This is a genomic window from Amycolatopsis balhimycina FH 1894, assembly GCF_000384295.1.
GTDB lineage: Bacteria > Actinomycetota > Actinomycetes > Mycobacteriales > Pseudonocardiaceae > Amycolatopsis > Amycolatopsis balhimycina.
The window spans coordinates 5,311,085-5,336,562 of the sequence record NZ_KB913037.1; the positions used below are offsets into that span (position 1 = coordinate 5,311,085).

The following is a 25,478-nucleotide window of genomic DNA, read 5'->3' on the forward strand; positions in this document are numbered from 1 at the left end:
CGCTTGCGTCGGGAATGACGCTGAAACCCCAGCTCAGGTAGCGTTTTGCTGAAGCGGGGGTGGGGCTTCCCCCACCCCTTTCGTGGGGCTTCGCGCAGTGCGCGCCCCGGCTTCGGCCGGCGAGGATCTCAGGGGAAGGAGGTGCCGGGTGCCGTACCTGCGTGCGCTGGGCCGGGCGCTGGCGCTGGCCGCGTTCTCGCTGCTCAGCTGGGTGGACGTGCTGATCCAGCTGGTCACGTTCGCGATGCTCTGCGGCGGGCTGGTCTTCTTCTTCGGCCCCACGGTCTTGTGGGCCCGTGGCCGGTCGGCGACCGTGCGCGCGCTGGCCGCGCGCTGGTGCGGCGTCGAGATCGAAGCGCCGTACCGGCCCGAGCCGCCGGAGCCGGCGCGGGAGCGCGACGGCTGGTACCGCGACGGCAACCAGCTCTACAAGCGGGCGTTCTGGATCCGCTGGCAGCACCGGCTCACCTGGGCGATGGAGGACCCGGCGACGGGCCGCGAGTTCACCTGGCAGCTCGTGAACCCGCTGTGCACGCTGTTACTGCCGGTGGCCGTCCTGCTCGGCGGCCCGGCCGTGCTGCGCGGCTACGGCCGGTGGACGCGCTGGTGGATCGGCCCTCGCCCGCCCGCCGAGCCCACGCGCAAGAACTGGCTGCACCGGCACCTCGAAGCGCTGGGTCACCAGGCCGGATTCTTCGCGGTTTCGGTGGTGCTGCTGATCTTCTCGACCTTCCAGCTGGTCGTCATGGTCTTCTTCATGCCGGTGGCCACTCCGGTCGTGCTGGCGAACCGGACGATCACGGACACGCTGCGCCGGGAGGCCGGGAAATTGACGGGCGTGCCGATCGCGCGGCCGTACCTGCCGCCGCCGGGATTGCCGGTGCCCCGCCCCGATGGGCTCTACCAGGCAGGCAACCATCTGTACGAGGAGCCGTTCTGGCCGGTCCAGCACGCCCGCACGCGGTGGGTGTACCGCGACCGCGGCACCTGGCGCGACCTCGCCTGCGGCCTGCTCTTCCCGCTGGTTTCGCTCGTCCTGATCCTTCCGACGGTCGCTTTGGCCGGCCGAGGACTCGTCGGACTCGCGGCGCTCTGGATCTGGCGGCCGTTCGTGTCGCCGCATGTCGACTGGTTCCCGTTGCCCGAGGTGACGACGCACCTCGGCGCGCTCGCGCAGACACCCGTCCTGCTGGCCATGGCTGTCGCCGGGCTGGTGCCGGCGCCGTGGCTCGCCCGGCAGCAGGTGCGGTTCGCCCGGGTGTGGCTCGGGCCGACCGAGTCGTCCCGGCTGGCCCACCGCGTCGAGCGGCTGAAGCAGACCCGTTCCGACGTCACGGTCACGCAGGCGGCGGAGCTGCGCCGGATCGAGCGCGACCTGCACGACGGCATCCAGTCGCGGCTGGTCGCGATGGGCATGAAGCTCGGCGCGGTCGAGGCACTGGTGGACACCGACCCGGAGGCGGCGAAACGGCTCGCGGCGGAGTTGCGCGCGTCGTCGTCGGAAGCGCTCACCGAGCTGCGAGTGCTGATCCGCGGCATTCACCCGCCGGTGCTGTCCGAGCGTGGGCTGCTGGACGCCGTGCGCGCGCTGGCCCTGGACAGCCCGCTGAAGACGCAGGTCACGGGCTCGCTGCCGGGACGAGTCGAAGAACCGGTGGAGGCGTGTGTGTACTTCGCGGTGTCCGAACTGCTCGGCAACGCGGCCAAGCACGGCGCGAAGCGGGTGACGATCGATGTCGCCTTCGCGGACGACCTGCTCACGGTGGTGGTGACGGACGAAGGCCCGGGTGGCGCGAACCCGGCACGCGGCTCCGGGCTGCGCGGAATCGAGCGCCGGCTGGGCGGCTTCGACGGTAGGTTGACGCTGACCAGCCCGATCGGCGGCCCGACGAAGGCGACCCTGGAGATCCCGTGCTTGAGCACCCCAGAACCGTCATCGCCGAAGACCAGTACCTCCTCCGAGACGGCTTGACGCATCTCCTGACGGCACACGGCTTCGACGTCGTCGCGGCGGTCGCGAGCGGCCCCGAGCTGGTGGCGGCGTTGCGCGAACACCGGCCCGAGGTGTCCATTGTGGACGTGAGGATGCCGCCGACCAACACCGACGAAGGACTGCAGGTTTCGCTGGCGGCGCGCCGGGAGTTCCCCGGGCTGCCGATCCTGGTGCTGTCCCAGCACGTCGAGCAGCTGTACGCCCGCGAACTGCTGGCCGACGGCACCGGCGCGATCGGCTACCTGCTGAAGGACCGGGTGTTCAACGCGGACCAGTTCATCGACGCGGTCCGCCGGGTGGCGGCGGGCGGCACGGTGATGGACCCCGAGGTGATCGCGAAACTGGTGGCGGGCAACGCGTCCGACCCGCTGGCGGCATTGACACCGCGCGAGCGCGAAGTGCTGTCCCTGATGGCGGAAGGCTGCTCCAACGCGGCGATCGCGGCCCGGCTGCACTTCAGCGAAGGAGCGGTCGGCAAGCACACGGCCAACCTCTTCACCAAGCTCGGCATCACCGCCTCGGACGACACGAACCGCCGGGTCATGGCGGTTCTCGCCTACCTCGGCGCGGGGACTTAGCCGCGCGAGACGCGCGTCATCTCCTCGCGCTCCACCACCTTGATGCGCTCGCGGCCCGCCGCCGTGCCCAGTGCCTTCTCGTGCGCGTCGAGCTTGCCCCAGCCTTCCCAGGTCGTGAACGGGATTCCGCGCGTCCCGAGGAAGTCCAGGATCGCGTCCGGCGAGCCGTACTTCGGCGCGCGAAGCGTTTCCGCGTCCGACAGCAGGCTCGCGATCGTCTCGGCCGCGTCGCCCTTCGTGTGACCGATCAGGCCCACCGGGCCGCGCTTGATCCAGCCCGTCACGTAGACGCCCGGTAGCTGGTTGTCGTCCAGGTCCAGCACGCGGCCCGCCTCGTTCGGCACGACGCCCGCCACGTGGTCGAACGGGAGCTCCGGCAGGTGCGACGACAGGTAACCCACCGCGCGGTACACCGCCTGGACGTCCCAGTCGTGGAACTCGCCCGTGCCGCGGACGTTCCCGTCGCCGGTCAGCTCGGTCCGCTCGGTGCGCAGGCCGGTGACGCGGCCGTCCTCGCCGACGACCTCGGCCGGTGAGTGGAAGAAGTGCAGGTGCAGCCGGCGCGGGCGTGAACCGGGCTCGCGGATCGCCCACTCCTGCAACGTCTTCACGACCATGTCGATCTGCTTCGACGCCCGCAGCGCCGCGATGCTGCCCTCGTCGAACTCGATGTCCTCGGGGTAGACGATGACCTCGACGTTCGGCGAGTGGTCCAGCTCCCGCAGCTCCAGCGGCGTGAACTTCGCCTGCGCCGGGCCACGGCGGCCGAACACGTGCACGTCCGTCACCGGGCTCGTCCGCAGGCCCTGGTACACGTTGTCCGGGATGTCCGTGGTCAGCAGCTCGTCGGCCGTCTTCGCCAGGATGCGCGCGACGTCCAGAGCCACGTTCCCGACACCCAGCACCGCGACCGAAGAAGCGGTGAGCGGCCACGAGCGCGGCGCGTCCGGGTGGCCGTCGTACCAGGAGACGAAGTCCGCGGCGCCGTAGCTGCCGTCGAGGTCGATGCCCGGGATGTCGAGCGCGCGGTCGGCGGACGCGCCGGTCGAGAAGATCACCGCGTCGTAGAACTCGCGCAGCTCGTCGAGCTTGATGTCGGTGCCGTAGCCGATGTTGCCCAGCAGCCGGATGTTCGGCTTCGAAAGCACCTTCTCCAGCGCCATCACGATGCCCTTGATGCGGGGGTGATCGGGCGCGACGCCGTACCGGATCAGCCCGTAAGGCGCGGGCATCCGCTCGAACAGGTCGATGGAGACGTCGGCGTCGGACTTGTCCAGGATGTCGGCGGCGTAGATCCCGGCGGGACCGGCGCCCACCACGGCTACGCGAAGAGGTCGGCTCACTCCTTCCACGGTAAGTTAGGTTGACCTAACCTAAAATGTGATTTGGCGTACGGTCCACCTGCTGGGAGCCGGTAAGCTCGGCGCCATGCGCGTTCTCGTCGTCGACAACTACGACAGCTTCGTCTACAACCTGGTCCAGTACCTGGCCCAGCTCGGCGCCGACTGCACGGTCTGGCGCAACGACGTCGTGGACCTCGACCGCGTGCCCGAGTTCGACGCCGTGCTCGTCTCCCCGGGCCCGGGGACCCCCGAACGCGCCGGTCAGAGCATGGACGTCGTCCGGAAGTGCGCCGAGACACGCACGCCGATGCTCGGTGTCTGCCTCGGCCACCAGGCGCTGGGCGTCGTCTACGGCGCGACGGTCGACCGCGCCCCCGAGCTGCTCCACGGCAAGACGAGCCAGGTGCGCCACACCGGCGTCGGCATCCTCGAGGGCCTGCCCGAGGAGTTCACGGCCACCCGGTACCACTCCCTGACCGTGGTGCCCGGCACCATTTCCGACGCCGTCTTCGAGATCACCGGCCGCACCGAGTCCGGGATCGTGATGGGGATGCGCCACCGTGAGCTGCCGCTGGAAGGTGTCCAGTTCCACCCGGAGTCCGTGCTCACCGAGGGCGGCCACCGGATGCTCGCGAACTGGCTCGCCGCCGCGGGTCACCCCGTCGACCCGGCCCGGGTGAACGAACTCGAGCGCGCGACCAAGGCGCTCCAGAAGGCCGCTGTTGCGTGATCCGGCTCGAGGGGGTCGGCAAGCGGTACGGGCGCGGTGACTTCGTCCTGCACGACGTCGACCTGACCGTCGAGCCGGGGCACGTCGTCGGGATCCTCGGCAGCAACGGCTCCGGCAAGTCGACGCTGCTGCGGATCATGGCCGGTGTCTCGCACCCGACCACCGGCACGGTGGGCGGCACCCCGCGGGTCGGCTACCTGCCGGACCGCTTCCCGGCGGGCCAGCGCATGGGTGCCCGGGCCTACCTGCGGCACATGGCACGCATCCGCGGGCTCACCGACCTCTCGGCGATCGACCCGCTGCTCGAACGGCTCGCCCTCGTCGGCGGCCCGACGGCGCCGCTGCGCACCCTGTCCAAGGGCAACGCCCAGAAGGTGGGGCTCGCGCAGGCCGTGCTGGTCCGGCCCGACCTGCTGATCCTCGACGAGCCGTGGTCCGGCCTGGACGTGGGGACGCACGCGATCCTCGGCGAGCTCGTGGCCGAGACGCGGGCGCGCGGGGCGAGCGTCGTGTTCACCGACCACCGGCCGGCGGTGGTGCACGACCACGCCGACGTCGTCCACCTCATGGACGAGGGCAGGCTCACCGCGGAAAGCGCGGAGCCGACCACGCGGATCGTGCTCCGGGGCCGCGGAACCGGGTGGGCGGACGAGCCCGGCGTGCGGCACGTCGTCGCGGAAGGGTCCCAACTGGCGCTCACCGTCGAAGTCGGCTGCGTCGACGCCGTGCTGCTGCGCGCGCTCAAGGACGGCTGGTCGGTGCGGGAGGTGGCGCCGTGCTCGCCCTGACGCGGTACTACCTGGCGCTGCTCGGCCATTCGCAGCGGTACCTGCCCGCCTTGCTGGCGTACCTGGCGCTGTGCGTGATCCTCTACGCCGGTCCGCCCTCGCCGCAGCTGCCGCTGATCGGCGTGAGCGCCGGCGGGTTGCTGGTCGTCTCCTGCTGGCTGACGATCGCCCTGCTCGACATCGAAGACCCCGTGCAGCGCCTGATCACCCTGAGCCATGCGCGGCAGTGGCGGCGGATGATCGCCGGCGCGGTCCTCACCGTGCTCGCCTGCGCGCTGGTGCTCACCGTTCTCACCGTGGCGTGGTCGGCGCTGAAGGCGGTGAAGGTCCAGCCGTCGGCGCTCGGCATCGGGTTGCTCGCGCACCTCGCGTGCGCGGTGCTGGGCATCGCGATCGCGCTGCCGTGCTCGCGGCTGCTGGTCCACCGCATCGGCTGGACGGTGCTCGCCGCGGTGATCACGCTCGGCGTCGTCCTGCTGGCGAAGATCCCGCTGGTCCACCCGCTGCTGCACGCCCTGACCGACGACGAACCGGTCGGCGGCCCGCTGGTGCTGGCGGCGGTGACGTCGGTGGCGATGCTGGCCGTCAGCTTCGCGGTCGTCTCGGCCCTCGTCCACCGCCGCTCCTGACTGCAATGTGCACTGTTCAAATCCCCGCCCGCTCTTCCTGGGAAGCCATGGGGCCGACTAAGGTTCGGGTCCTCTCCGGTTCCGGGTGAAGGGAGAACGGGTGACGGCTGGGATCGTCGCGATCACCGTGCCAGACTCCGACGCCGAGCTTCCGGAGCTCGCCGCCTGGTTACGCGGGGAGGACGCGCTCCGCGGTCGCGTCCAGGTCTTCGACGCCGTCGTGGTCGGCGTGTCGAGCAACTCCGCCGGCGTCTTCTGCCGCTCGCTCTTCGCGTGGCTGCTGCGTTGCCAAGCCCGTGTCTCACTGAAGGTCAAACGCTCCGGCGCCGCCGAGGAACTCGAGCTCGACTGCGGTGCCGCGAGCGACGCCGAGCAGGTTCTCTTTGCCGTCCAAGGGTTCCTCGACCAGCCCTGAACGACCAGCCCTTAACAAGAAAAGGCCCGCACGGCGAACCGTGCGGGCCTTCTTCGCGGAAGCCGGATCAGGGGCCGGAGGTCTTCGTCGTCGTCGGGAACAAGCTCTCCGCGACGTTGACGTTGACTGTCTGGTTCTTGTCGATCTGGGTGCCCGCCCGGGGACTCTGGCCGGTGATCGTGCCTTCCGGCTGGCCGCTCGTCCGATCCGCCCGCTGGTTGATCGTCCCGGTCCAGCCCATACTCTGCAGCTTGGCCTGTGCGTCTTCGAACGTCATCCCGACCAGGCTCGGCATCTGGATCTGTTGCGGCTGGGTCTGGTCAGGGCCCGTCGACACGGTCAGCGTGATCACCTCGCCCACCGCCAGCTGACCGCCGTTCGGGTTCTGGGTGATGACCATGTCCTTCGGCACCGTGTCCGACGCCTGTTCGAGCTTCTTGGTCTTGAAGCCCTGGCCTTCCAGCGTCGACTTGGCCTGCGAGTACGGCTTGCCGGTGAAGTCGGTGACCGACTTGAGCTGCTTCGACTTGCCGATCGTGATCCTCACGGAGCTGCCCGCCTCGACCTCCGACGACGCGGGCGGGGTCTGCGACTGCACCAGGCCGGCCTGGTTCGGGTCTTGGACCTCGGTCTCGTCGACATTCGGGTCGAGGGTCAGTTTCGCGTCGGTCAGGGCCTTCAGGGCCTGATCACGCGTCTTGCCCTTGAGGTCCGGCACCTGGGACTTGCCCGCCGCGACGCCGAAGTACAGCACGATCTTCGTGTTGGTCGCGACCTGGGTCCCGACCGACGGGTCGATCTTGATGACCCGGTTGACGTCTTCCTGGCCGCACTGCGGGCTGCCGTCGGTCGGCTGCACCCCGCAGGTCACCTGCTTGGGCTCGACCGTGCCGTTGAACCCCCGGCCGATCAGCGTCTCCCGCGCCTGGGGGACCGTCTGGTGCAGCACGTCCGGGACCGCCACCAGCGTCGCTTCGTTGTTGTTCTTGAACGACCCCGACAGCCACATGATCAGCAGCACCGCGCCCAGCACGAACACCGCGGCCACCGCGGCGAGGATCGTGCGACGGCGGCGCTTCGCCTTCGGGTCCTCGTTGTCCGGCTCGCTGTACTCCTCGTAGCGCTGCGGCTGGCGCCGGTCGGAGTTCATGACCTGGGTGCGCTCGTCCTCGGACATCACCATCGGCGCGGCCGGGCGCTGGCCTGACAGCGTGCGCACCAGGTCCGAGCGCATCTCCGCCGCCGACTGGTAGCGGTTCGCCGGGCCCTTGGCCAGCGCCTTCAGCACGACCGCGTCCAGCTCCGGCGCCACCGCCGGGTTCACCGACGACGGCGGGTTCGGATCCTCACGGACGTGCTGGTAGGCGACCGCGACCGGGGAGTCACCGGTGAACGGCGGCTCGCCGGTGATCAGCTCGTACAGCACGCAGCCGGCGGCGTAGACGTCCGAACGGGCGTCGACCGACTCGCCGCGGGCCTGCTCCGGCGACAGGTACTGCGCCGTGCCGATGACCGCGGCCGTCTGGGTCATGGCGGACTGGCCGTCGTGCATCGCGCGCGCGATGCCGAAGTCCATCACCTTGACCGCGCCGTTCTTCGTGATCATCACGTTGGCCGGCTTGACGTCGCGGTGCACGATGCCGTGGCGGTGCGAGAAGTCCAGCGCCGCGCAGACGTCGGCCATGACCTCCATGGCCCGCTTCTGCGACATCGGGCCCTCGGTCTTGACGATGTCGCGCAGCGTCCGGCCTTCGACGTACTCCATGACGATGTACGGCAGCGGACCGAACTCGGCGTTCGCCTCACCCGTGTCGTAGACCGCGACGATCGCCGGGTGGTTCAGCGCGGCGGCGTTCTGCGCTTCCCGGCGGAAGCGCTCCAGGAACTGCGGGTCCCTGGCGAGATCGGCACGGAGGATCTTGATCGCGACTTCCCGGCCCAGGCGCACGTCGTGTCCGTGGTGGACCTCGGACATGCCTCCGTAGCCGAGCGTTTCGCCCAGCTCGTACCGGTTGGAGAGCAGTCTGGATGTGCTCATCTCTGGGTGCCGTTCCATTCCGTCCAAGGTGTGGTCATGATGCCTTGCGGGCCATCGTCGGTCGCGCCGGGAGTGTCCGCCGGGTAGACGTTCGAGCCGACCGGCTCCTCCGTGGGCGCCTGTCTGCCCGGGACCACCTGGCTCTGCGTCTGGCCGGTGCGCGGTGGCGAGCCGGAGTCGCCGATCATCTTCGCCACCAGCACGATGCCCGCGACCAGGACAACGAGCAGGATCACCGCGAGAAGCGCCCACCAGCCCCACTGGGACCGCCTCCGGGCGGCCGGCACCATGAGCGGGCGCACCGCGGGCCGGGACGGCGGGCCGAGGACGACCATCGGGTTCATCGCCGGGGACGGCGGGCCGACGGGCATGTGCTGCTGCTGCGGGGGAAGCTGCTGCGGGAGCACCGGCACCGGAACCGACGGCGGGGGCTGCAGCGGTTGCGGCTGCTGTGGTTGCTGGGGGTGCTGACCGGTCGTGTACGTGGCGTTGACCAGCCCGGACGGCGTCGGCAGCGGCAGCCCGGCGCGGACCGCGGCGACGGCGGCCGCGAACTCGCCGCCGTTGTTGTAGCGCTGCCGCGGATCCTTGACCAGCGTCGCGTCGATCACCGCGCGCGCCGCGGGCGGCACGTCCGGTGGCAGGGGCGGCGGCATGTCGCGGATGTGCATCATCGCGACCGTCACGGCGTTCTCGGACAGGAACGGCCGGTGCCCGGCGAGGCATTCGTAGCCGCACACGGCCAGCGAGTAGACGTCGGACGCCGGCTCGGCCGGGTGCCCGAGCGCCTGCTCCGGCGCGATGTAGTGCGCGGTGCCCATGACCATGCCGGACCGGGTGACCGGGGCTGCGTCGGCGGCCTTCGCCACCCCGAAGTCGGTGATCTTCACCTGGCCCGCCGACGTCACGAGGATGTTGCCCGGCTTGACGTCGCGGTGGACCAGGCCCTGCTCGTGCGCGGCCTGCAGCGCGTTGCCCGCCTGCTCCAGCATGTCGAGCGTGAACTCCGCCGACAGCCGCCCGTGCTTGGCCAGCAGCCCGGCCAGCGGGTCACCGTCGACGAGCTCCATCACGAGGTACGCGATCGACAGATCGCCGTCGAGGATGGTTTCGCCGTAGTCGTGCACCGCGGCGATGCCGGGGTGGTTCAGGGACGCCGTCATCCGCGCTTCGGTGCGGAAGCGGTGGAGGAATTCGGCGTCGCCGGAGAGTTCGGCCTTGAGGACCTTGACGGCCACGGTCCGGTCCAGCCGGGTGTCGCTGGCCTGCCAGACCTCTCCCATCCCGCCGACGGCGATCCGGCTCGTCAGCTTGTACCGCTCAGCCAGCAGCTGACCCGAGGACAGCATGCGTCATCCACCCCCGAGCTTGGCGTTGATCGCCGCGCGGCCGATTTCCGCCGCGACCGAGCCGCCGGTGGCCGCGAGCCCGCGGTCACCGCCGCTCTCGACGATCACGGCGACCGCGATCTGCGGGTTGGCCGCGGGGGCGAAGGCGGTGTACCAGGCGTGCGGGGCGGTGTTCTTGGAGTCCGCGCCGTGCTCGGCGGTGCCGGTCTTCGACGCGATCTGGATGTCCGCGCGCTTGCCGCCACCCTTGGTGAAGCCTTCGGAAGCGATCATCATGTCCTTGAGGATCGCGGCGTTCGACGACGACAGCGCCGGTGTGCCGGTGAGTTCGGTGGGGCTGAAGTCCTCGATGGTCGACAGGTCCGGTGCCAGCACCGACTGCACCAGCTGCGGCTTCATCGCCATCCCGCCGTTGGCCACGGTGGCCGCGAGCAAGCAGTCCTGCAGCGGGGTCAGCCGGACGTCGCGCTGGCCGATCCCGCTTTGGTAGAGCGCGCCCTGGGAGTCGAGCGGCCCGACGGTCGACGCCGCGACCTTCATCGGCACGGTCAGGTCGGTCTGCCCGACGCCGAAGTTGGCCGCCGTCTTCTTGATCTTGTCCGAGCCCAGCTGGCCGGCGAACTGCGCGAACGGCACGTTGCAGGAGTGCGCGAGCGCGTCCTTGAACGTGTTGCCCTGGCAGGGGCTGCCCGCGTAGTTCTCCAGCGTGACGTTGGTGCCCGGGAGCTTCGTGTTCGGCGCCGTGTCGACCGGGGTGTCCGGGCCCTTGCCGTCCTCGAGCGCGGCCGACGCGATGATCAGCTTCATCGTCGAACCCGGCGGGTAGGTCTCGGAGATCGCCCGGTTCAGCATGGGCTTCTTGGGGTCCTTGTTGTTCGCGTTCCAGGCGTCGCTCTGGGCCTTCGACGTGTGCGAAGCCAGCTGGTTCGGGTCGTACGACGGCGTCGAGACCATCGCCAGGATCTTCCCGGTGCTCGGCTCCATCGCGACGACGGCGCCGGTGTAGCCCTTCTGCGTCATCAGGTCGTACGCGGCCTTCTGCACGGCCGGGTCGATGGTCAGCCGGACGTTGCCGCCGCTCGGGTCGCGGCCGGTGACCATGTCCGACAGCCGCCGCACGAACAGCCGCGGGTCGGAGCCGTTGAGGACGTCGTCCTCGGAACGCTCCAGGCCGCCGGCGCCGTAGTTGATCGAGTAGTAGCCGGTGACCGGCGCGTACATCGGGCCGTCGACGTAGGTCCGGGTGTACTTGTACTTGTCGTTCGACGGGTTGACGTTGGCCAGCACCTCACCGTTGGGCGACACGATCTTGCCGCGCTGGCGGGCGAACTCGTCGTAGAGCACACGCGCGTTCCGGGAGTCGGTGCGGTAGGCGTCGGCCTTCACCACCTGGATGTAGGTGGTGTTGGCGAGCAGCAGGACGACCATGACGAGCATCGCCATGCCGACCTTGCGGAGCGGGGTGTTCATGCCTGCGCCTCTCCATCCGCCGGCGGGCGCTGCACGAGCACGGTGTGCGCCTCCGCGATCGGCGCCTGCGGCTGCTGCTGCGCCTTCGGGCGGGCCACGGGCTTGCGGGCCGCGTCGGAGATGCGGAGCAGCAGCGCGACGAGGATGTAGTTCGCGAGCAGCGACGAACCACCCTTGGACAGGAACGGGGCGGTGATACCGGTCTCCGGGATGAGTTTCGTGACCCCGCCGACGACGACGAAGATCTGCATGACCATGGTGAACGCGAGCCCGCCGCCCAGCAGCTTGCCGAACGTGTCGCGCACGGCGAGCGCGCTGCGCATGCCGCGCATGGCGACCAGCAGGTAAAGCATCAGCACCGCCGCCAGCCCGATGAAGCCGAGCTCCTCGCCGATCGACGCGGTGATGAAGTCGGTGTTGGCCTCGGGGACCATGTCCGGCCGCCCGGCACCGAGCCCGGTGCCGCCGACGCCGCCGGTGCCGAGCCCGAACAGGCCCTGCGCGAGCTGGTAGCCGCCGCCCGCCTGGTCGTAGGTGGCCAGCGGGTCCAGCCAGTTCGCCACGCGCTGCTGGACGTGCGTGAAGAGTTTGTACGCGATCATGCAGCCGACCGCGAAGAAGCTGAGCCCGAGGACCACCCAGATGGCTCGCTCGGTCGCGACGTACAGCATCACCAGGATGACGCTGAAGAACAGCAGCGACGTGCCGAGGTCCTTCTCGAACACCAGGATGCCGATGCAGGCGAACGCGGCGATCAGGATCGGGCCGAGGTCGCGGGCCCGCGGCAGCTCGACGCCGACGAGCTTCTTGCCCGCCACCATGAACAGGTCCCGCTTCGACACCAGGAACGAAGCGAAGAAGATCATCAGCAGGATCTTCGCGAACTCGCCCGGCTGGATCGAGAAGAACGGCAGCTTCAGCCACACCTTGGCGCCGTTGACCTCGGACAGGCTCGACGGCAGCAGCGCCGGCAGCGCCAGCGCGACGATCCCGATCAGGCCCGCGGTGTAGCCGTAGCGCGTCAGCGTGCGGTGGTCGTTCACCACCACCAGCACGACGACGAAGAACACCAGCGAAATCACCGTGAACAGCACCTGCGAGGTGACCGCGGGCGTGTAGTCCTTGCCCTGCTGCGTGGCTCGTTCCGCCAGGGCCAGGTCGATCCGGTGGATCATCACCAGCCCGACGCCGTTCAGCAGCGCGACACAGGGGAGCAGCACCGGATCGGCGTAGGGCGCCCACTTGCGGACGGCCAGGTGCGCCGCGCCGAAGATCCCGAGATAGGCGAGGCCGAGCCAGATGATCGACCAGGTCAGCTCCTGCTCCTGGTTCGCCTCCACCAGCACCAGCGCGACGGTGACGATGAACGCCGCGAACCCCAGCAGCACCAGCTCGGTGTTGCGGCGGGTCGGGACCTCGCGCGGCGGGTTCGTCTGGAACTGCGCGGCGAGCGGTTCGGCGGGACGCGCGACAGGCTGGCTCATCAGTTACCGCCTCCCGTCGTCGGTGCCGTCGAACTCGGCGTCGAGCAGTCCCTCCCCGCTGGCTGGTTCACCGACGACGGAGCAGTGGAGCCGGCCGGAGCCGACGGAGTCGTCGTCGGCGTGACCGAAGGGGTCGGCGTCGAGGACGGGGTACCGCCCGCCGGCGCGCAGTTGTTCAGGCGCTTGTGCAGCTGCAGGAAGTCGTCGATGTACCTCCGGGCGTCATCGAGGCTGTCCTTCCTGACGCCGTTCTGCACCGCCAGCCGCGCGTCTTCCTGGAGCTGGTCGACGCGCAGCTTGTCCGTGCACACCTGGGTGGGCGGGCAGGAGCCCTGCTCGTAGGTGTGCAGGTCGATGCCGAGGATGCTGCCGGGGACGCCGCGGTAGATCACGACCTCCTCGTCCGCACCCTCGCCGACATAGTACTGACTCAGCACGAAGTAGCGGGTGGCGATAGCCGCGGCGGCGAGCACCACGAGGACCACGAGCGCGCCGGCCAGCCAGCGGAACCGCTTCCGGCGCTTCGCCTTCGGATCTTCGGAGGGCTGCGGGAGCTCCGGGCGCTGCTGCGGTGGGGGCTGGGTCAGCGCCCGGGCCCGCGCCGCGGGCGAGTCGCCCTGGTGCAGTTCGTCACTGCCGTCTCCGGCGGCGCCGCCCACGATGGGCGCGTCCTCGCCGAAGTCGACGTCGACCACGTCGGCGATGATCACCGTGACGTTGTCCGTGCCGCCGCCCTTGAGGGCCAGTTCGATCATCCGGTCCGCGCACTGCTGCGGGTCCGGGATCTGCACGGCCTCGGCCAGCGTCTCGTCGCTGACCATGCCGGACAGGCCGTCCGAGCAGATCAGGTACCGGTCACCGGAACGTGCTTCGCGCACGGTCAGGCTCGGCTCGACCTCGTGCCCGGTGAGCGCCTTCAGCAGCAGCGACCGCTGCGGGTGGACCGCCGCCTCTTCGGGCGTGATCCGGCCCTGCTCCAGCAGTTCGTTGACGAAGCTGTCGTCGCGCGTGATCTGCGCGAACTGGCCGCCGCGCAGCAGGTACGCCCGCGAGTCGCCGACGTGCACCAGCCCCAGCCGGGTGCCCGCGAACAACACGGCGGTCAACGTCGTGCCCATGCCGTCGAGGTCCGGGTCCTGCGAGACCAGCTCGGCGATCGCGGCGTTGCCGTTCGCCACCGCTTCGCGCAGCTGGGCGAGCAGATCGTCACGCGGTTCGTCGTCGTCGAGCGGGGCGAGTGAGGCGATGACCACCTTGCTGGCCACTTCACCCGCCGCATGCCCACCCATGCCGTCGGCGAGCGCGAGCAGGCGAGGGCCGGCGTACACGGAGTCCTGGTTGCTCGAACGCACCAGGCCCCGGTCGCTGCGGGCTGCATAGCGGAGGACGAGAGTCATGGGCGAAGCTCGATCACCGTCTTGCCGATCCGGATGGGGACTCCGAGCGGGACCCGGAGGGGTGCAGTGACCTTAGCCCGGTCCAGATAGGTGCCGTTCGTCGAGCCCAGGTCTTCCACGTACCAGTCCTCACCGCGCTGGGCGATCCGCGCGTGCCGGGTCGACGCGTAGTCGTCGTCGAGCACCAGTGTCGAGTCGTCGGCCCGGCCGATCAGGATCGGCCTGCCGTCGAGTGCGATACGCGTCCCGGCGAGCGCGCCGTGCGTCACCAGCAGCTGCTGCGGCGACTTGCTGTTGCGCGGCTTCTTTTCCTTCTTGCGGCCGAAGGTCGGCACCTGGACGCGCATGCCTGACGCCGCGTAGAGGTCCGAACGGACGACTCTGAGCGCGGCGAACACGAAGAGCCAGAGCAGCACGAGGAAGCCCACCCTGGTGAGTTGTACGACCAGCTCTGGCACTTGGTGTGTCCGCTCCCGACTCTTCCGCGCAGCCGCGACGCGGGTACGCCGCGGTCCCCCCGCACGTCAATTCTGCGGGAACAGTATTCCGTGTCCCGAGTCAGCCCTGTGTACGGAACACGAGGGAGGAATGACCCACCCGGATGACGTCGCCGTCGGCGAGCTGCCAGGTCTGGACCGGCGTGCCGTTCACGGTCGTGCCGTTCGTCGAGCCGATGTCGGCGAGCGTCGCGCTCTGGCCGTCCCAGGTGATCTCCAGGTGGCGGCGCGAGACACCGGTGTCAGGCAGGCGGAAGTCCGCGTCCTGGCCCCGGCCCACGACGTTCCCGCCCTGCTTCAGCGAGTACGTGCGGTTCGAGCCGTCGTCCAGCTGCAGGCTCGCCGCGAGCTGACGGCCCGGCGCGGGCTGGCCGTAGCCGCCCTGCTGCTGGGCGTACGGGTCGCCGGCCGGCTGGCCGTACGCCTGCTGCTGGCCGTACTGGTCGTAACCGCCCTGCTGCTGGCCGCCGTACTGGTCGTAGCCGCCGCCCTGGGGCTGGGCGTAGCCGCCCTGGTCGTAGCCACCGCCCTGCGGCTGGCCGTAACCCTGGTCGTAGCCGCCGCCTTGGGGCTGGGCGTAGCCGCCCTGGTCGTAGCCACCGCCCTGGGGCTGGGCGTAGCCGCCCTGGTCGTAGCCACCGCCCTGCGGCTGGCCGTAACCCTGGTCGTAGGCGGCCGGCTGCTGCGGCTGTTGCGGCTGCTGTTGCTGGCCGTATTGGTCGTAACCGCCACCCGGCTGCTGCTGGCCGTACTGGTCGTATCCGCCCTGCTGGCCGTAACCCTGGTCGTACCCGGGCTGCTGGCCACCCTGCTGTCCGTAGCCGTACTGGCCCTGCTGGCCGTACGGGTCACCCTGGTCGTATTGGCCGTAGCCGGGGGGCTGGCTCATTGCTGGGTCTCCTGCGTTGCTGGGTCGTGCCGACCGCGGTGAACCGGCGCCTGAGGGGCGGGCGTCGGGATCGACGGACGAACGGGTCTTGAACTGTCCAGTATGCAGCGCCTCGTTGCGCTCGAGTGATACGACGACGTCACCATAGGTGTCCAGGCCCTCGGCGGCGAGGTGTTCCGCCACTGCCCTGGCCAGCATCTGCGTGACGCGCTGCTCGTCACCGGCCATGCGTTCGTGGTCAGCCACCCCCAGGGACACGATGTAGTGATTCGGGGCGAGCTGCCGACCGCCTGCCAGCTCACGAACGTTCTCCTCACTCTCCCGCTCCAGGGCGATCGCCACTTCCTGCGTGACGACATTGCCACCGAACATGCGCGCGAAAGTGTTCCCCACCAGGTTCTCGAGTCGCCTGTCGAAACGCTCGGCGCGGCCCACCGGGGAAAACCTCCTCACACGTCTGCTTCCGCATCGATCCTATCCGGGTGAGCGAGCCTCTACACGGCCCCCGGTGAAACCCGCCCGAACGGCCTGCTAGTCTTCTCCTCGCTGCCGCAAGGAAGCACTCTGGGCGAGTGGCGGAATGGCAGACGCGCACGGTTCAGGTCCGTGTGTCCGAAAGGACGTGAGGGTTCAACTCCCTCCTCGCCCACGCTGTTCAAAGCCCCGGTCGCTGGCGCGACCGGGGCTTTTCCCGTTGGCCTTATTCCTCCCGGGGGGCCGAGCCCCCCGGACCCCCCACGGTGCGGTGTGTCACCTCCCAGCGTGGTTGCGTGGGTGGGTTGGGGGTGGGTTTGGTGGGGAATGTCACCCGGTTGGCTCTGTGTGTTGTTCGCTTCTGGCGGACTTCTTGGGGTATTTAGGGTGTCTTTTTCTTGATCCAGTCTGTTAGGACGTCTGTCCTTGACGTGGTTTCTATGCCTGCGTGGGGGCAGCCGGGGCCTGTTGCTTCCAGGGCGACCAGTGCTCCTTCTGTGAAGTACGGGGCTCCTGAGTCGTATGTGCATGCGCTTGTTGTGATGTCCGGGGCTGCTCCGCGGACTCCCAGTGTTGTTGGCGCGATGTTCGCGATCGCTACCGTTCCCTGCTGCAGGTGGGTTGCCGGTTTGGGGTTTTCGCTGGTCAGGCTGCCCCAGCCTGCCAGTGTCAGCTGTTCGCCCACCCTGGGGGTTGCGTGGCTCAGTGGCAGTGGGGGGATCGTTGTCACCGGGGAGTCGAGGTGGAGGAGGGCCACGTCGTTCTGGGGTGACTGGATGACCTCTGTTGCCTTGCGGGCTATGCCCGACTCTGTCCCTTCGTCCACCATGCCCAGCGTTGCCGTTGTTGGGTACGGGACTTTGCCTGAGACTCGGTTGCGGTTCGCGTCGTGGAAGCAGTGGCCTGTGGTGATCAGCCAGCTTGGGGCGATCAGTGCGCCCGTGCAGTAGCTGCTGTACGTCGAGCCGTCCGGGCGGGGGATCTTCGTCATCGACAGCTTCGCGACGAACCCGTACTGGCCCGGTGGGACGTCCGAACCGTGGGCGACGGCCCAGGCGGTGGGGGCGGTCGTGATGGTCAAAACGGCGGCGGCTAGCAGGGCGCGCAGGCGCATTCTTCCCCTTCGTCGAGTCATCGTCGACGTTCGAGGCTAGGGGCGCCGGCGCGCGCCGGGAATTCCCTGGCCGGGCGTCACCCGGTGGACCGTCGGGTGACGCCCGGCCGGGGGGTCAGCCGGTGTGCGAAGCGATCCAGTCCGCGACGACGTCCACCCGCGAAGTCGTCTCGAGCTGGTTGTGCGGGCAGTCCGGGCCGGTCGACTCGACCGAGACCAGCTGGCCGCCGGAGCCACCCGCGACGAAGTACGGCGCGCCCGAGTCGTACACGCAGGCACTCGTCGTCGACGTCGGGGCCACACCCTGGACGCCGAGCGTCGCGGCGGCGACCTGGCCGACCTTCACCGTGCCCTGCTCCAGCTTCGTCGACGGCGCCGGGTTGACCGAGGTGAGGCTGCCCCAGCCGGCGAGGGTCAGCAGCTGGCCCACCGACGGCGTGACGCGGTTGACCGTGAGCGGCGTGATCGTCGTGACGTCGGCGTCGAGCGTCGCGAGCGCGATGTCGTTGACGCTCGACTGGTAGACGGTGACGACGTTGCGCGTCACGCCGGGCGTGCTCTGGTTGACCGTGCCGAGCAGCACGGACGTCGGGTACGGCACCGGGCCGGAGACGCGGTTGCGGTTCGCGTCGTGGAAGCAGTGCCCGGCCGTGATGATCCACTTCTTGGCGATCAGCGAGCCGGAGCAGGCGCTGTTGTACTTCGTGCCGTCGGGCTTCGGGATGTTGGTCATGGTGAGCTTGGCGGCGAACCCGAACTGGCCGGCCGGGACGTCGGAACCGTTGGCCACGGCCGAAGCCGGTGCCGCGGTGGCGAGACCGGCGGTCAAGATCAGGAAGGCAGCGGAAAGCACTGCGCGAACGCGCATCGGTGGATCCCCCTTGTCACGCACCGGCGACCCGCGCCGGTGATCACCATCGAGAGTAGCGACGGCGTGCCGGGGCGGGAATGCTCTGCTCGGGCTAAGAAAAGGGCCCCGGCGAAAGCTCGCCGGGGCCGTTTGCCGCAAATGTCTCGAGGTGCGTGAATCAGTTCACGCCGACCAGGTCGACGACGAAGATGAGGGTCTCGCCGGGCTTGATGACGCCGCCCGCGCCACGGTCGCCGTAGGCCAGGTGCGGCGGGATGACGAGCTTGCGGCGCCCGCCGATCTTCATCCCCGCGACGCCCTGGTCCCAGCCGGAGATGACCTGGCCGGCACCGAGGCCGAAGCGCAGCGGCTCGCCGCGGTTCCAGGACGCGTCGAACTCTTCGCCGGTCGAGTGCGCGACGCCGACGTAGTGCACGGTGACGCCCTTGCCGGGCGTGGCCTCCGCGCCGTCACCGACGGTGAGGTCGGTGATCTCGAGGTCGGCCGGGGGCGGTCCGTCCGGTCGGTCGATGAGGGGCTTTTCCAAGGTCATGGGCTTCACCGTACCGACGCCCGGAGGGCTGCGCCGAACGGCCTACGCCCAAGGAGGGGAAAAACGCGAAAAGTCTTCACACTTGACCTACTGCTGGGTAACGTGCGCTTCGTCACTCTTCTGACTGAGGGGAGCCCGGCATGCGACGTGGCATCCGCGCCCTGTCCATTACGGCACTGGGGGCCCTCGTGGCCGGGCTCACCCAGGTCGTCCTCACCGCGCCGGCCGCGAACGCGGCTTTGTCGCCCGACGACTACTGCGGCGGGCAGTGCAGCGACATCCTCCCGCCCGGCGAACAAGGCAGCGCCACCCTCGCCGAGATCCTGACGCACAAGCTGTTCGGCACCCGCCCGGCGCACTCGGCCGACCAGCTCGGGAAGTACGCCTCGCTGGCCGGCGGCTACAAGACGCTGACCACCGGCGCGATCAACCAGTACTTCAACGACTCCTCGTTCGGCGTCCCGGCCGACCAGGTGGCGAGCACGTCGCAGCCGCGTTCGGACGTCACGATCGTGCGGGACAAGGCCCTCGGCGTCCCGCACATCACCGGCACCACCCGCGCCGGCACCGAGTTCGGCGCCGGGTACGCCGCCGCGCAGGACCGGCTGTGGCTGATGGACGTGCTGCGCCACGCCGCCCGCGGGCAGGTCACCTCGTTCGCGGGTGGCGCGGAAGCCAACCGCGAGCTCGAACAGCAGTTCTTCGCGAACGCGCCGTACACCGACGCCGAGCTGCAGGCGCAGATCGACCGCACCGCCGCGAGCGGTCCGCGGGGCGCGCAGGGCCTCGCCGACGCGCAGGCCTACGTCGACGGCATCAACAAGTACATCAGCGACTCCTACAACGGCCGCTACTTCCCGGGCGAGTACGTGCTGACCGGGCACGTCGACTCGATCACCAACGCCGGGTCGATCGACCCGTTCAAGCTGACCGACCTGGTCGCGCTCGCCTCGCTGATCGGCGCCGAGTTCGGCGCGGGCGGCGGCGGCGAGGTCCAGAACGCCATCGCGAAGCTCGCGATGCAGGAGAAGTACGGCGTCGTGCAGGGCGAGAAGGTGTGGCAGAGCCTGCGCGCGGAGGACGACCCCGAGGCGGTCAAGACGCTGCATGACGGCCAGACCTTCCCGTACGGCAAGACGCCGGCGAACGCGGCCGGCCGGGCCCTGCCGGACAAGGGTTCGGTGACCCCGCAGCCGCTGGTGTTCGACAAGACCGGCTCGGCCTCGACCGCGACGCCGTCCACTGTGGACGTCGCCGCGCCCGCCGAGCAGGAGCCCGCCCGCGGGATGTTCGAGAACGGCGTGCTGCCGGCGAACATGCTGAGCGAGAAGCACGGCATGTCCAACGCGCTGCTCGTCTCCGGCGCGAAGACCGCCAGCGGCCACCCGGTCGCCGTGTTCGGCCCGCAGACCGGCTACTTCGCCCCGCAGCTGCTGCTGTTGCAGGAGCTCCAGGGCCCGGGCATCAGCTCGCGCGGCGCGGCCTTCGCCGGGCTGAGCATGTACACGCTCCTCGGCCGCGGCCAGGACTACTCGTGGAGCGCGACGACGTCGGCGCAGGACATCATCGACACCTACGCGCTGCAGCTGTGCGACCCGAGCGGCAACGCGCCGACGAAGGACTCGAACTACTACACCTACCAGGGCAAGTGCGTTCCGATGGAGACCGTGGAGGTCAAGAACGCCTGGAAGCCCACGGTGGCCGACGGCACCGCGGCCGGCTCGTACACGCTGCGCAGCTACCGGACCAAGTACGGGCCGGTGCAGAGCCGGGCGACCGTTGGCGGCAAGCCGGTCGCGTACACGACGCTGCGGTCGTCCTACTTCCACGAGACCGACTCGCTGATCGGCTTCCAGGAGCTGAACGACCCGAGCTTCGTCAAGTCCGCGGCGGACTTCCAGCGGGCCGCGCAGGACATCAACTTCACGTTCAACTGGTTCTACGCCGACTCCAAGGACATCGCCTACTTCAACTCCGGCGCCAACCCGGTCCGGCAGTCCGATGTGGACCCGAACATGCCGGTCTGGGGCGACCAGGGCCACGACTGGGTCGGCTGGAACCCGGCGGGCAACCTCGCGAGCTACACGCCCGCGTCGCAGCACCCGCAGTCGATCAACCAGGACTACTACGTCAGCTGGAACAACGCCCAGGCCAACGGGTACGCCGCGGCCGGCGCGGACAAGTCCGCCGTGCACCGCGTCGACCTGCTCGACTCCCGGGTCAAGAAGCTCGTCACCAGCGGCACCAAGGTCACCCGGGTCAACCTGACCCAGGCGATGTCGGAGGCCGCGCTGGCCGACCTGCGGGCCGAGCGCGTGCTGCCGCTGCTGCTGCAGGTGCTCGACAAGACACCGGCCACCGGCGCGGCGGCGGACGCCGAGGCGAAGCTCAAGGCGTGGCTCTCCCGCGGCCAGCTGCGCACGGAGACGTCGGCGGGCAGCAAGGCGTACGCGGACGCCGACGCGATCCGCATCTTCGACGCCTGGTGGCCGCTGCTGGTCCAGGCCGAGTTCAAGCCGGGCATGGGCGACGACGCCTACAACGCGATGACCGGGGTGCTCGGCATCAACGAAAGCCCGTCGGGCTGGCAGAACGGCAACGGCCGGCACACCGGCCAGCCGCACAAGGGTTCGTCGTTCCAGTTCGGCTGGTGGGGGTACGTCAGCAAGGACATCCGGCAGGTGCTCGGCCAGCCGGTGGCGGGCCCGCTCGCGCAGACGTTCTGCGGGAACGGCGATGTCACCGCGTGCCGCCAGGCGCTCGTCGACTCGCTGACCACGGCCGCCGGCCAGGCCGCTAACACCGTCTACCCCGGTGACGCGAACTGCTCGGCCGGTGACCAGTGGTGCGCCGACTCGATCATCCAGAACCCGCTCGGCGGCATCACGCAGGACAAGATCAGCTGGCAGAACCGGCCGACGTTCCAGCAGGTCGTCGAGTACGCCGCGCACCGCGGGGACAACGTCGCGAACCTGGCGGCGGCGAAGACGGTCAGCGCCACCAGCGCCGAGACCGGCTTCTACAACTCGCCGGCGTCGAACGCGATCGACGGGAACGCCTCGACCCGCTGGGCCAGTGACTGGAGCGACGACCAGGCGATCACCGTCGACCTCGGTTCGGTCCAGCAGGTTTCGCGGGTACTGCTCAACTGGGAGTCCGCGTACGGGAAGGGCTACAAGATCCAGCTCTCGCCGGACGCCGTGCACTGGACGGACGCGGCCGTGGTGACCGACGGCGACGGCGGACAGGACAACGTCTCGTTCGCCGCGACCCCGGCGCGGTTCGTGAAGGTGCAGGGCGTCCAGCGCGGCACGAAGTACGGCTATTCGCTGTACGAGTTCGAGGTGTACGCGCACTGAGGCTTTGAGCACTGACAAGCCCGGCCGGGGCACTCGCGGACGCGTGAGTGCCCCGGCCTCCCCTTTATCGTGGGCGGATGGACGACTGGACGCCCCGAACCAAGGCCATCGCCGCCGGCCGGCCGCACGGCCCGGGCGAACCGCTGAACACCCCGCTCGTCGCCACCAGCACCTACCAGGCCGGTGGCGATTTCGCGTACGCGCGCAGCGACGGGACGCCGACGTGGCTGGCGCTCGAAGAGGCCGTCGGCGCGTTGGAAGGCGGGCAGGCGACGGCGTTCGCGTCCGGGGTCGCCACGCTGTCCGCGGTCCTGGACCTGCTGCCGGTCGGGTCGCGGGTCGCCGTCCCGACGTTCAGCTACGCGGTGACGCGCGGGGTGCTGGCCCACGCGCAGAAGCTCGGCAAGCTCGCCGTCACCGAGCTCGAACCCACCGACACCGCCGCCTGGGTGGCCGAGGCCGCGACGGCCGACCTGGTCTGGCTGGAGTCGCCGACCAACCCGACCCTCGACGTGATGGACGTCGAGACCATCGCCGCCGCCGCCCGCGGCCGGGTCGTCGTCGACAACACCTTCGCGACGCCGTTGCGGCAGCGGCCTTTGGAGCTGGGCGCGGACGTCGTCGTGCACAGCGCGACCAAGCTGATCGGCGGGCACAGCGACCTGCTGCTGGGGATCACGGTCGCCAAGGACCCGGCCGTCGCGGCCGAGCTGCGGGGCGCGCGGACGCGGGTGGGGTCGACGCCGGGCGCCCTCGAAGCCTGGCTCGCCCTCAGGGGGCTGCGGACCATGCCGGTGCGGCTGGCGGAGCAGTCCCGCACCGCCGCGCTGCTGGCCGGCCGGCTGGCCGGGCACCCGGCCGTGCGGCGCGTGCGCTACCCGGGCTTCGGGATGATGGTCGCGTTCGACCTGGCCGACGCCGAGACGGCGGACCGGTTCTGCGCGTCGGTCCGGCTGATCCGGGCGGCGACGAGCCTCGGCGGTGTCGAAAGCCTGGTCGAACGGCGGGCGTGGCTGGCAGGCGAGGAGCGCGTCCCGCCCGGGCTGATCCGGTTCAGCGTCGGCCTGGAAGACCCGGAGGACCTCTGGCACGACCTGGCATTCGCCCTCCCGGAGTAACACGGATGGGTGGATCGTCGATAGTCGCGGCAGCGCTGGTCAACGCCGTTGGGAGTCACTTGTGGGTAGCACGCTGAGCCGGATCGCGGGGATCGTTTCCGCGGGTGCGCTGATCACCTTCGCCGCCGCTCCGGCCGCTTTGGCCCAGACGGAGACCGAGACGACCACGGCGCCGCCGACGACGGAGACCACGTCGTCCGAGGTCACGACGACGGCTCCGCCGATTTCGGAGACCCCGACCACCACGGTCACGACCACCGGCAGCACCACGACCGACCCGACGCACGAGGTCACCACGACCACCACGACGGTGACGCCCACCTCGACCTCCGTGGACGGCGAACCGCCGAAGGACGACTACCAGGACAACACCGGCCACGGCTTCGTCGGCGCCGGAAACGAGGGTGTCCTGGTCATCGCCTGCGCGTCCGGCAAGATCGGCCCGGTCTCGACCCAGTACCTGAGCGTCACCGGCGGTCCGGACCAGGACGAGTCCGACGGCCGCTACTGGAACTACACCGTCCGCGTCGTCGACGCCCCGGCCGGCACCACGACCGCGAAGTTCAGCTGGACCTGCGACGGCGTCGAGGGCAACGGCGTCGTCGACTTCCAGCAGGGGCCGCCGCCGGTGACCTCGACTTCGGCGAGCACCAGCACCAGTGCCGCGACCTCGAGCACCGCGCCGATCACCACGGCGACGTCGTCGCCGGCAGCGGCGGCGGCCGGGAACAGCGCCCCGAAGGCCCAGGTCAAGGTCGCGCCCAAGGGCGGGGTCGAGACCGGCTTCGGCGGCATGGCCGGATGACCGTCCTGCGGGTGGGTGCGGTCGCCGCCGCGCTCGTCTTCGCGCTGGCCGGGTGCAGTGGCGAACCGCCGAAGGCCGCCGCGCCCGCGTCGGTGCCGGTGACCGCGCCGTTCAAGGGCCTCCGGCCGACGTCGGTGCGGATCCCCAAGATCGGCGCGGAGTCCAGCCTGCTCGCGGTGGCCGTCAAGACCGACGGCTCGATCTCCGTCCCGTCGGTGCACACGCCGATGCAGGCGGCCTGGTACAAGCTCTCGCCGGTGCCCGGCGACGTCGGCCCGGCGATCGTGCTCGGGCACGTCGACGGCGACAAGAAACCGGGGATCTTCTTCAAGCTCAAGGATCTCGTGCCCGGCGACGAGGTGGACGTCGACCGCAGCGACGGGCGGAAGCTGAAGTTCGTCGTCGCCCGCGTCACCCAGGTCCCGAAGGACGACTTCCCGCGTGACGCCGTCTACGGCAACAGCGACAAGCCGGAGCTGCGGCTCATCACGTGCGGCGGCGCGTTCGACCACGCCGAGCACAGTTACAAGGACAACATCGTCGTCTACGCGAACCTAGCCGACACCTGAGCCGGGGTACGGGAATTCGGGCTTCACCACCGTGCCCGGGCACACCCAGCGCCGCATGCCCGCGTCGCAGACCGCGTAACCCCAGTTGATCAGCTGGTCCTGCGTGGTCTCGGACATCCTGGTCAGCCGGGTCTTCGTCTCGGCGAGTTTCCTGGTGTGCTCGACCGGCGCGGGCAGGGCGTCCGGCAGCTCGAAGTTCGCGATGTCGCTGTAGGTCGCCCAATACGTCCCGGCGAACTGCTTTTCCTCGTACGCCTTCAGCAGCGAGCCGGTGCGCAGCTCGCGGACCTGGTTGTCCATCACGGTCAGCACGCGCAGCAGCTGCATCAGCCAGTTCCGCTGCGGCCTGTCCTCGTGCTTCATCTTCTTGCCGGCGTCGCTGACCAGGACGGTCGCCCGCTGGTTCTCGATCGGGTCGAGGCCGAGGTTGTCGTACACACCCGCGTCGCTGAGCACGATCTTGTGGCCGGCCCGGTGCGGGTTGTCGATGACGACCGGCGAGAGCATCGGCGGGAAGGCCGACGACGCGGCGACCGCGGTGGCGAGGGGGATCTGCCCGTGCGGGCCCGGCTGCCGGAAGAACCACCACAGCGAGCCGTCCTGCAGGTTGGTCGCGGTGAACACGAAGTTCGGCCCGGCCGGATCGAGGTCCGCGAGGCAGCAGTCGCCGAAGAGGTGCTTCGCGTATCGGCGGGCGAGCTCCTCGCCGGCACTGCGCCACGGCATCACCATCGCCTTCAGCGTGACCGGGATGTCGAGGTTGGTGCGGGCCAGCCTCCGGATCGGCTGCACGACTTCCTTGCCGAAGTTCTCCGCGACGCCGTCTTCGCCGAACCACAGCTTGTTCCACGCGTGCGCCAGCACACCCGCCGCGACCGAACCGCCGGAGACGCTGGAGACGGTGGTCAGTTTCGGCAGCCAGCCGAGCTCGTTGAGCCGCCAGAGCGCGCCGGCGTGGAAGAGCATTGCGCGGTAGCCGCCGCCCGAGAGCGCGAGGCCGACGCCGTCCCGTTTCGCCGAGTCCACGCGGAGGAGT

22 protein-coding genes and 1 tRNA gene are annotated in these 25,478 nt (G+C 69.9%); 11 read left to right on the top strand and 12 right to left on the bottom strand.

Annotated elements, in window-relative coordinates; all coding sequences use genetic code 11:
* The first annotated feature begins 148 nt into the window (after positions 1-148).
* Both A3CE_RS0123800 and A3CE_RS0123805 read left to right on the top strand, forming a co-directional pair.
* Positions 149-1,972, top strand: a complete 1,824-nt coding sequence (locus A3CE_RS0123800; protein WP_020642622.1) for a sensor histidine kinase — start codon at positions 149-151, stop codon at positions 1,970-1,972.
* Positions 1,912-2,571, top strand: coding sequence for a response regulator (locus A3CE_RS0123805; protein WP_043791030.1), 660 nt, complete (start codon positions 1,912-1,914; stop codon positions 2,569-2,571). Before A3CE_RS0123800 ends, A3CE_RS0123805 begins: the two co-directional genes overlap by 61 nt.
* On the opposite strand, the gene A3CE_RS0123810 is transcribed toward A3CE_RS0123805, so the two are convergent.
* Positions 2,568-3,887: a ferredoxin--NADP reductase domain-containing protein gene (locus A3CE_RS0123810; protein ID WP_026468795.1), complete on the bottom strand. Its 1,320-nt coding sequence runs from the start codon at positions 3,885-3,887 to the stop codon at positions 2,568-2,570. The two genes, A3CE_RS0123805 and A3CE_RS0123810, sit on opposite strands and share 4 nt — an antisense overlap.
* A gap of 112 nt (positions 3,888-3,999) precedes the next feature.
* Between A3CE_RS0123810 and A3CE_RS0123815 the strand changes: the two genes are divergently transcribed.
* The 4 genes from A3CE_RS0123815 to A3CE_RS0123830 all read left to right on the top strand — a co-directional run bounded on the left by A3CE_RS0123815 (position 4,000) and on the right by A3CE_RS0123830 (position 6,476).
* On the top strand, positions 4,000-4,644 hold the full coding sequence (locus A3CE_RS0123815; RefSeq protein ID WP_020642625.1) for an aminodeoxychorismate/anthranilate synthase component II: 645 nt from the start codon (positions 4,000-4,002) through the stop codon (positions 4,642-4,644).
* On the top strand, positions 4,641-5,432 hold the full coding sequence (locus A3CE_RS0123820) for an ABC transporter ATP-binding protein (protein WP_020642626.1): 792 nt from the start codon (positions 4,641-4,643) through the stop codon (positions 5,430-5,432). Before A3CE_RS0123815 ends, A3CE_RS0123820 begins: the two co-directional genes overlap by 4 nt.
* Positions 5,420-6,061 carry a hypothetical protein gene (locus tag A3CE_RS0123825; RefSeq protein ID WP_020642627.1) on the top strand — a complete coding sequence of 214 codons (642 nt, stop codon included), beginning with the start codon at positions 5,420-5,422 and terminating at the stop codon, positions 6,059-6,061. The genes A3CE_RS0123820 and A3CE_RS0123825 overlap by 13 nt, the downstream gene beginning before the upstream one ends.
* 100 nt (positions 6,062-6,161) lie before the next feature.
* A complete protein-coding gene (locus A3CE_RS0123830; protein ID WP_020642628.1) occupies positions 6,162-6,476 on the top strand; it encodes an effector-associated constant component EACC1 in 315 nt (104 codons plus the stop codon).
* Between the two features lie 67 nt (positions 6,477-6,543).
* Here A3CE_RS0123830 and pknB read toward each other — a convergent pair whose 3' ends face one another.
* The 7 genes from pknB to A3CE_RS0123865 form a co-directional block, all read right to left on the bottom strand.
* On the bottom strand, positions 6,544-8,514 hold the full coding sequence (gene pknB / locus A3CE_RS0123835) for a Stk1 family PASTA domain-containing Ser/Thr kinase (RefSeq protein ID WP_020642629.1): 1,971 nt from the start codon (positions 8,512-8,514) through the stop codon (positions 6,544-6,546).
* The gene (locus A3CE_RS0123840) at positions 8,511-9,863 is read right to left on the bottom strand and encodes a serine/threonine-protein kinase (RefSeq protein ID WP_020642630.1); all 1,353 of its coding nucleotides are present in this window, start codon (positions 9,861-9,863) and stop codon (positions 8,511-8,513) included. The genes pknB and A3CE_RS0123840 overlap by 4 nt, the downstream gene beginning before the upstream one ends.
* Positions 9,864-9,866: 3 nt before the next feature.
* Positions 9,867-11,333: a peptidoglycan D,D-transpeptidase FtsI family protein gene (locus A3CE_RS0123845; protein WP_020642631.1), complete on the bottom strand. Its 1,467-nt coding sequence runs from the start codon at positions 11,331-11,333 to the stop codon at positions 9,867-9,869.
* On the bottom strand, positions 11,330-12,817 hold the full coding sequence (locus tag A3CE_RS0123850; RefSeq protein WP_020642632.1) for an FtsW/RodA/SpoVE family cell cycle protein: 1,488 nt from the start codon (positions 12,815-12,817) through the stop codon (positions 11,330-11,332). Before A3CE_RS0123850 ends, A3CE_RS0123845 begins: the two co-directional genes overlap by 4 nt.
* Positions 12,817-14,214: a PP2C family protein-serine/threonine phosphatase gene (locus A3CE_RS0123855; RefSeq protein ID WP_020642633.1), complete on the bottom strand. Its 1,398-nt coding sequence runs from the start codon at positions 14,212-14,214 to the stop codon at positions 12,817-12,819. The genes A3CE_RS0123850 and A3CE_RS0123855 overlap by 1 nt, the downstream gene beginning before the upstream one ends.
* Positions 14,211-14,672 (bottom strand): FHA domain-containing protein FhaB/FipA, encoded by a 462-nt coding sequence (locus A3CE_RS0123860; RefSeq protein WP_003079002.1) that lies wholly within the window; start codon positions 14,670-14,672, stop codon positions 14,211-14,213. The genes A3CE_RS0123855 and A3CE_RS0123860 overlap by 4 nt, the downstream gene beginning before the upstream one ends.
* Positions 14,673-14,772: 100 nt before the next feature.
* Positions 14,773-16,035 carry an FHA domain-containing protein gene (locus tag A3CE_RS0123865; protein WP_020642634.1) on the bottom strand — a complete coding sequence of 421 codons (1,263 nt, stop codon included), beginning with the start codon at positions 16,033-16,035 and terminating at the stop codon, positions 14,773-14,775.
* A 131-nt stretch (positions 16,036-16,166) separates the two neighbouring features.
* On the opposite strand from A3CE_RS0123865, the gene A3CE_RS0123870 reads away from it, so the two are divergent.
* A tRNA-Leu gene (locus A3CE_RS0123870) sits at positions 16,167-16,249 on the top strand.
* Between the two features lie 207 nt (positions 16,250-16,456).
* On the opposite strand, the gene A3CE_RS51595 is transcribed toward A3CE_RS0123870, so the two are convergent.
* The 3 genes from A3CE_RS51595 to A3CE_RS0123885 form a co-directional block, all read right to left on the bottom strand.
* A complete protein-coding gene (locus A3CE_RS51595; RefSeq protein ID WP_043791033.1) occupies positions 16,457-17,188 on the bottom strand; it encodes a S1 family peptidase in 732 nt (243 codons plus the stop codon).
* A gap of 115 nt (positions 17,189-17,303) precedes the next feature.
* Entirely contained in the window at positions 17,304-18,056 is a 753-nt protein-coding gene (locus A3CE_RS0123880) for a S1 family peptidase (protein ID WP_026468796.1), read from the bottom strand.
* A gap of 160 nt (positions 18,057-18,216) precedes the next feature.
* The gene (locus A3CE_RS0123885; protein ID WP_020642637.1) at positions 18,217-18,591 is read right to left on the bottom strand and encodes an FKBP-type peptidyl-prolyl cis-trans isomerase; all 375 of its coding nucleotides are present in this window, start codon (positions 18,589-18,591) and stop codon (positions 18,217-18,219) included.
* Between the two features lie 140 nt (positions 18,592-18,731).
* Between A3CE_RS0123885 and A3CE_RS0123890 the strand changes: the two genes are divergently transcribed.
* The 4 genes from A3CE_RS0123890 to A3CE_RS0123905 all read left to right on the top strand — a co-directional run bounded on the left by A3CE_RS0123890 (position 18,732) and on the right by A3CE_RS0123905 (position 24,442).
* Positions 18,732-21,950: a penicillin acylase family protein gene (locus A3CE_RS0123890; protein ID WP_020642638.1), complete on the top strand. Its 3,219-nt coding sequence runs from the start codon at positions 18,732-18,734 to the stop codon at positions 21,948-21,950.
* A 77-nt stretch (positions 21,951-22,027) separates the two neighbouring features.
* Entirely contained in the window at positions 22,028-23,068 is a 1,041-nt protein-coding gene (locus A3CE_RS0123895; protein ID WP_020642639.1) for a trans-sulfuration enzyme family protein, read from the top strand.
* Positions 23,069-23,129: 61 nt separating this feature from the next.
* On the top strand, positions 23,130-23,873 hold the full coding sequence (locus tag A3CE_RS0123900; RefSeq protein WP_245589580.1) for a hypothetical protein: 744 nt from the start codon (positions 23,130-23,132) through the stop codon (positions 23,871-23,873).
* Complete coding sequence (locus A3CE_RS0123905; protein WP_020642640.1) at positions 23,870-24,442, top strand: class F sortase; 573 nt, start codon at positions 23,870-23,872, stop codon at positions 24,440-24,442. Before A3CE_RS0123900 ends, A3CE_RS0123905 begins: the two co-directional genes overlap by 4 nt.
* Here A3CE_RS0123905 and A3CE_RS0123910 read toward each other — a convergent pair.
* Positions 24,428-25,468 carry a patatin-like phospholipase family protein gene (locus A3CE_RS0123910; protein WP_020642641.1) on the bottom strand — a complete coding sequence of 347 codons (1,041 nt, stop codon included), beginning with the start codon at positions 25,466-25,468 and terminating at the stop codon, positions 24,428-24,430. The two genes, A3CE_RS0123905 and A3CE_RS0123910, sit on opposite strands and share 15 nt — an antisense overlap.
* Positions 25,469-25,478: the final 10 nt, after the last annotated feature.